Origin of the sequence: Rhodococcus sp. CX (assembly GCF_015865005.1) — a bacterium.
In the GTDB taxonomy this organism is placed as follows: domain Bacteria; phylum Actinomycetota; class Actinomycetes; order Mycobacteriales; family Mycobacteriaceae; genus Rhodococcus.
Window position 1 is genome coordinate 1 of the sequence record NZ_JADZGH010000239.1, and the last position, 6486, is coordinate 6486.

General features: G+C 67.7%; 5 protein-coding genes and 1 pseudogene. 4 read left to right on the forward strand and 2 right to left on the reverse strand.

What is annotated here, in order from left to right:
* The 3 genes and pseudogenes from I0Q12_RS26485 to I0Q12_RS26495 form a co-directional block, all read left to right on the forward strand.
* Positions 1–2336: pseudogene (locus I0Q12_RS26485) on the forward strand (error-prone DNA polymerase); the annotation flags it as partial.
* Between the two features lie 10 nt (positions 2337–2346).
* On the forward strand, positions 2347–3231 hold the full coding sequence (locus tag I0Q12_RS26490; protein WP_197256273.1) for a DUF4349 domain-containing protein: 885 nt from the start codon (positions 2347–2349) through the stop codon (positions 3229–3231).
* Positions 3224–4063, forward strand: a complete 840-nt coding sequence (locus I0Q12_RS26495) for an RsiV family protein (RefSeq protein ID WP_231611504.1) — start codon at positions 3224–3226, stop codon at positions 4061–4063. Before I0Q12_RS26490 ends, I0Q12_RS26495 begins: the two co-directional genes overlap by 8 nt.
* Before the next feature lie 69 nt (positions 4064–4132).
* Here I0Q12_RS26495 and I0Q12_RS26500 read toward each other — a convergent pair whose 3' ends face one another.
* A complete protein-coding gene (locus tag I0Q12_RS26500) occupies positions 4133–4597 on the reverse strand; it encodes a tRNA (cytidine(34)-2'-O)-methyltransferase (protein ID WP_197256275.1) in 465 nt (154 codons plus the stop codon).
* Positions 4598–4876: 279 nt separating this feature from the next.
* Between I0Q12_RS26500 and I0Q12_RS26505 the strand changes: the two genes are divergently transcribed.
* On the forward strand, positions 4877–5512 hold the full coding sequence (locus I0Q12_RS26505) for an excalibur calcium-binding domain-containing protein (RefSeq protein ID WP_197256277.1): 636 nt from the start codon (positions 4877–4879) through the stop codon (positions 5510–5512).
* A 199-nt stretch (positions 5513–5711) separates the two neighbouring features.
* On the opposite strand, the gene I0Q12_RS26510 is transcribed toward I0Q12_RS26505, so the two are convergent.
* Positions 5712–6353: an MSMEG_1061 family FMN-dependent PPOX-type flavoprotein gene (locus tag I0Q12_RS26510; RefSeq protein WP_197256279.1), complete on the reverse strand. Its 642-nt coding sequence runs from the start codon at positions 6351–6353 to the stop codon at positions 5712–5714.
* Positions 6354–6486: the final 133 nt, after the last annotated feature.

Below are 6486 nucleotides of genomic sequence, written 5' to 3' on the forward strand. Positions count from 1 at the left end.
GTGCACCACGCCGCGGAACTCGGCCGCGAATGTGCATTCGATCTGCGGCTCATCGCACCGAATCTGCCGCCGTTCGACGTACCCGCCGGTCACACCGAATTCACCTGGCTGCGCAAACTCACCTTCGACGGCGCGCACCGCCGCTACGGGCCACCGGAACGCAATCCGGCCGCCTACCGGCAGCTCGAACACGAACTCGACGTCATCGGCCGGCTCGACTTCCCCGGCTACTTCCTCGTCGTGCACGACATCGTCACCTTCTGCAAGAACAACGACATCCTGTGCCAGGGAAGAGGTTCGGCAGCCAACTCCGCCGTCTGCTACGCCATCGGCATCACGAACGTCGACCCGGTGCGCAACGAACTGCTCTTCGAACGCTTTCTGTCCCCGGAACGCGACGGCCCCCGGACATCGACATCGACATCGAATCCGACCGCCGCGAGGAAGCCATCCAGCACGTCTACAGCAAGTACGGGCGCGAGTACGCCGCGCAGGTCGCCAACGTCATCACCTACCGCGGCAAGTCCGCCGTCCGCGACATGGCCCGCGCGCTCGGGCACTCGCAGGGCCAGCAGGACGCGTGGAGCCGTCAGGTGAGCCGCTGGCACGGCGTCACCACCGAGACCGACACAGACATCCCGCGTCCGGTGCTCGAACTCGCCGCGCAGATCGAAGGACTCCCGCGGCACCTGGGCATCCACTCCGGCGGCATGGTCATCTGCGACCGACCCATCGCCGACGTGTGCCCCGTCGAATGGGCGCGGATGCCCGGGCGCAGCGTGCTGCAGTGGGACAAGGACGACTGCGCCGCAGCCGGACTCGTCAAGTTCGACCTGCTCGGCCTCGGCATGCTCTCCGCGCTGCATTACATGATCGACCTGGTCGCCGAGAACGAAGGCGTCACCGTCGATCTCGCACAGCTCGACCTCACCGAACGTGGCGTCTACGAAATGCTGTGCCGCGCAGACTCCGTGGGGGTCTTCCAGGTGGAGTCGCGCGCCCAGATGGCGACACTGCCCCGGCTGAAGCCGCGCAACTTCTACGACCTGGTGGTCGAGGTCGCGCTGATCCGTCCCGGTCCGATCCAGGGCGGATCCGTGCACCCCTACATTCGGCGCCGCAACGGACTCGAACCCGTCACCTACGACCATCCGTGCCTGGAGAAGTCGCTGAAACGGACCCTCGGTGTGCCGTTGTTCCAGGAACAACTCATGCAGATGGCCGTCGACGCGGCCGGCTTCACCGCCGCCGAAGCCGACCAGTTGCGCCGCGCGATGGGTGCGAAACGCTCGACGGAGAAGATGGAACGGTTGCGCGGCAGACTCTACGACGGTATGCGCGAGCGACACGGCATCACCGGCGCCGTCGCCGACCGCATCTACGAGAAATTGCATGCGTTCGCGAATTTCGGTTTCCCGGAAAGCCATTCGCAGAGTTTCGCGTCGCTCGTGTTCTACTCCGCCTGGTTCAAGCTGCATCACCCGGCGGCATTCTGCGCGGGCCTGCTGCGCGCTCAGCCGATGGGGTTCTACTCCCCGCAGTCCCTCGTCGCCGACGCCCGCCGGCACGGGGTGGTCGTGCACGGACCGGACATCAACGCGAGCCTCACCCACGCCACCACCGAGAACCGGGGCCGGGAGGTGCGGCTCGGCCTCGGCGCGGTCCGGCATATCGGCGACGCTCTGGCCGCACGCATCGTCGCCGAACGCGACGAGCACGGGCCGTACACGTCGTTCCCGGACCTGACGACCCGGGTGGAACTGACCACCGCTCAGGCCGAATCGCTCGCCACCGGGGGAGCACTCACCTGTTTCGGGATCACCCGCCGCGAAGCGCTGTGGGCGGCGGGAGCAGCGGCCGGGCAACGCCCCGACCGGCTCCCCGGCATCGGGGCATCCACGCAGGCGCCGGCACTGCCCGGCATGAGCGACGTCGAACTCGCCGCGGCGGACGTGTGGGCTACGGGTGTGTCGCCGGACAGCTATCCGACGCAGTTCCTGCGCCCGCAACTCGACGCGCTCGGTGTCGTGCCCGCCGGACGGTTGCTGCAGATCCCCGATGGGAAACGGGTACTGGTCGGGGGCGCGGTCACCCACCGGCAGCGACCCGCGACCGCCGCGGGCGTGACCTTCCTCAATCTCGAGGACGAGACCGGCATGGTGAACGTCGTCTGCTCGGTGGGGCTGTGGGCGAAATACCGCACGCTCGCGCACACCGCCCCGGCGCTGCTGGTGCGCGGACGGGTGCAGAACGCGGAGGGCGCGGTCACCGTCGTCGCGGACCGGCTGCAGCGGATGGATCTGCGAACGGCGGGGAAGTCCCGCGACTTTCGTTAGGATCGCCGCCATGAACCGGCTGCTGGTGGTCCTGCTCACCGCGATAGCCCTGCTCGCCACCGGCTGCGGCGGAACCGGCTCCGACTCCGGAAGCGCCCCGTCCGCGTCGATGCCGCCGTCGCCGTCCCTGGCCGACGGCACCCGCGAATCCGCCCCCGCCGACACGCAGGCGACCGACCGCAAGGAAATCGTCACCGGACACCTGATGATCACCGCCGACGATCCGATCGCGGTCGGACGGCAGGTGGTGACGATCGTCGAGGACTCGGGCGGTCGCGTCGACTCCGTCACCGAACAGCCCGGGATCAGCAGCGTGCTCACGGTGCGGGTTCCGGCGGACCGGCTCGAAGGCACCATCGACGAACTCCGCGGTCTCGGTGAGGTGACCAGCCTGACCACCACGCGCGACGACGTCACCCTGCAGTACACGGACCTCGAGGCGCGGATCTCCGCCCTGCAGGCATCCGTGGACCGACTGCGGGCGCTGATGGAGTCCGCCGCGAACACCGCCGATCTCATCGAGGCGGAGAACGCGCTGGCGGATCGTCAGGCGGAGCTGGACAGTCTCACCGCGCAGCAGCGGTACCTGTCGGATCAGATCGACCTGTCCACCTTGACCGTCGACATCAGCGCCGAACCACGCCGCCCCGACGACCGCGACAGCTTCTGGGACGGAGTGCTCGCGGGCTGGGACAACCTGCGGTCCGCGATCGGCGATTCGATCGTCGCGCTCGGGGTGGCACTGCCGTGGATCGTGTTCTTCCTCCTGGGTGCCGGCATCGTCTACCTGATCGTCCGGCTGCTCGCCCGCATCGGACGCCGCCGGCCCGGAACCCCCGGAACTCCGGCGGAAACCCCCGACGAGAACCCGAAGGTGGAGGCGGACGATGACTAGGCGGATGAACGGCCGATGGACCCGAATGCTCGCTGCCGGTGCCTGCACGACCGCGGCCGTGCTGCTGGCCGCGTGTGGTGGCGAAACGGAATCCGGCACGCCGGTACCCGAATCAGCCACGGCCGCAACGCAGATGGATGCAGCCGAAACGGACGCCCCCGGCTCGAAGCAGACGCATTCGCAGCCGTCTGCCGGTGTCTCCGAGAAACCCGAGGTGTCCGCACCCTATCGGGCCGAGGAGATCCTGGTGTCGGGCTCGACCGACACGGTCGACTACGACGTGGTGATCCCGCAGATCAGTGGCGGGGACCCGGCCGTCGTCACCGAGTTCAACGAGTCGATGCGGGCAGCGCTCGAGGACTGGATCCAACGCTCCGACGACATGAGCTACACGCTCTCGACACAGGAACACGAGGTGACGCGCATCGGGGAGCACGTCGTCGCAGGTCTGCTCGTCGCTTCCTACAACGCGAATCCGCCGGGCGCGCACCCGACACCGCTGGTCGCCACGGTCGTGGTGAACACGGACACCGCAGCCCCGATCACGCTGCAGGACCTGTTCCCGGACCTGCAGGCCGGGCTGAACCAGCTGTCCGAGCAGGCGGCTCTGCTGTTGCCCGGTACCGCGGCCGGTCCGGAATATTTCGCCGATGGCATCGCCCCCGAGACGGCGAACTTCGCGAACTGGCTGCCGACCCCCGCGGGCATGGAGATCCACTTCGACGACTACCAGGTCGGGCCGCACGCGGTCGGGCTCGTCACGATCACCGTACCGTGGGAGAACCTGACCGACGTCATGGATCCCTACATGGCAACCGTAGTCGCGAGCTGAGCAGCCGCCAATCCAGCGGATATCCGCGCGCTGCCGGTCGCGCGCGGATGTCTCGCGGGCGGGCGAACGTCAGACGGCCCCGGCGAATCCGTGCTGTCGCCATGCCTCGTAGGTGACGACGGCAGCGGCGTTCGACAGATTCAGCGACCGGCGGCCGGGCAGCATCGGGATACGGACCTGCGCAGTGATGTGCGGATCGGCGAGGACCTCGTCGGACAGGCCCGTCGGTTCCGGCCCGAACAGCAGCACGTCTCCCGGCTGGTATTCGATCGACGCGTACGACACCTCGCCGTGCGCGGTGAACGCGTACACCCGCTCCGGCTGCAGCGCGTCCCAGGCCTCCTGCAGACCGGCGTGCACTGTCACCGACGCCAGGTCGTGGTAGTCCAGTCCCGCACGCCGCAATTTCGGTTCCGACAGGTCGAATCCGAGCGGCTCCACCAGGTGCAGTTCGCAGCCGGTACCGGCGACCATGCGGATCGCGTTGCCGGTGTTGGGGGGTATGCGGGGTTCGTGGAACATCACTCGGAACACCCGACCACCTTGCCAGAATCGGGGCGGCAACTTGAACTCAGCACACCCTGACGCAAGTCCCAGAACACGCTGATGGATTGTGCCGCCCGGGGGTCTCCCGGGCGACCTAATCGATTGTGTGAATGCCTACAGCTGGCTCCGGATCAGGCCGGGGCAGCGGATAGGGGCTTGTCGCAGCGGAGCGGATGACCGGCTCCGGCAATCATTCTTTGTGTGATGTAACAAACCATTCGGCCCCGGCGACGTTCTGCGGAACGTACCTCTCAGAACGGACCTCTGATGAACCCACCTGCTGGTTGGCACCCAGACCCCTACGATCCGTCGATCGATCGCTACTGGGACGGTCAACAGTGGACTGGCCACACCAGGCCCAAGGGGGCCTACGCCCCTACTCAGGCGTTCGGTGCTGCCGACGCTGGTGATCCCGCCAACAACGGGAAGAAGCGCAAGACCTGGCCGTGGGTCCTCGGCGCTGGCGTCCTCGGGTTCGCTGTCCTCGGCTCGGTTGTCGATACCGAGGACAAGAAGGACGCTCCGGCCGCCGTAGTCGCTACAACGACCAGTTCGGCGGCTCCGACAACCACAACGGCTCCTCGGACTACAACAACGACGGTCCCGCCCACCACCACAGCCACAACGGCACCTGCTGTCGTGCCGCTGGTGCCCCAGGTCGAGACGACGACCACGGTGTACACACCGCCGCCTGCCCCGGCGTACACCCCACCTCCGACGACTCAGTACACGCCTCCGCCCACGACGGAGTACACGCCGCCTCCGGCTCCGCGGCAACCGACCGTGTCGTACAGGAACTGTGATGAGGCGAAGGCTGCCGGGGCTGCTCCAATCCTTAAGGGCGAGCCGGGTTATGGAACTCATCTCGACCGGGACAAGGACGGCATTGCCTGCGACAAGTAGTGTCGATCGACCGGATGGTTGCGGCTAAACCCACATGCCAGCCGGGGCTCTTCGCGCTCGGCGTCCGGCAGGACGTCGAACGACGGCGAGCTGCTCACTGTGTCCAGAGCGGGGCGAGTCTCCGAGTGCGGATGGTAGCGCATCCGCAACCGCAGGTGCCCCGCTCAATCCCGTTGGCGCGGGTCTCACGCGGCGTGAGTCACCGCGGCTGCTTCGGGCGGTACAGCTGCTGCGCGTAGGACGGTCCGTAATACCGCTCGAGTTCCTCGAGCGTCTCGGGTGCGTCGGGGACGGTCGCCTTCGCCAGCGCCGCGACCGACGGCAGAACCGTGGGATTCCACGTGTCCGGATCCCACAGCTTCGACCGCATGAACGCCTTGGCGCAGTGGTGGAAGACCTCCTCGATCTCGACGACCAGGCACAGGTTCGGGCGATGGTTGGCGACGCGGAGATCGTGGAAGAACGGCGCCTCCGTCACCAGCCGGGCGCGGCCGTTGATCCGGAGCGTGTCCCCGCGGCCGGGGACGAAGAAGTTCAAGCCCACGAACGGATTCCGGAGAATGTTGCGGTAGCCGTCCATGCGCTTGTTGCCCGGCCGTTCGGCCAGCGCGATGGTGGTGTCGTCGAGAACGTGCACGAGCCGGCCGGGAGGGTCGCCCTTGGGGGAGACGTCGCAGCGGCCCGTCTCGTCGGACGTGCCCACCAGGCAGAACGGCGACGCCGCGAGCCACTCGATGTCGAGTAGGTGCAGCCGTGCCCGAACCTTGTTCGCCGCCCGGAACGTCGGGACGCCGAACAACGCCGTCAATTCGTCGGGATCGCGGATCTCGGTCCAGGTCACCGCCCGACGCTACCAACGGATGTCGGTGGCCGCACCTACAGTTGCCGGCATGACGGTGCGCACGGTCGGGGTGGGCGAACGCAGGGCACGGCTAACACGCAGGCACCGCTTGTCTCCGGGGCATCGCGCCGCG

What these genes read in the sequence shown, in the direction of transcription:
- I0Q12_RS26490 (WP_197256273.1), top strand. Translation starts at nt 2,347, where the DNA reads ATGAACCGGCTGCTGGTGGTCCTGCTCACCGCGATAGCCCTGCTCGCC.
- I0Q12_RS26495 (WP_231611504.1), top strand. Translation starts at nt 3,224, where the DNA reads ATGACTAGGCGGATGAACGGCCGATGGACCCGAATGCTCGCTGCCGGT.
- I0Q12_RS26505 (WP_197256277.1), top strand. Translation starts at nt 4,877, where the DNA reads ATGAACCCACCTGCTGGTTGGCACCCAGACCCCTACGATCCGTCGATC.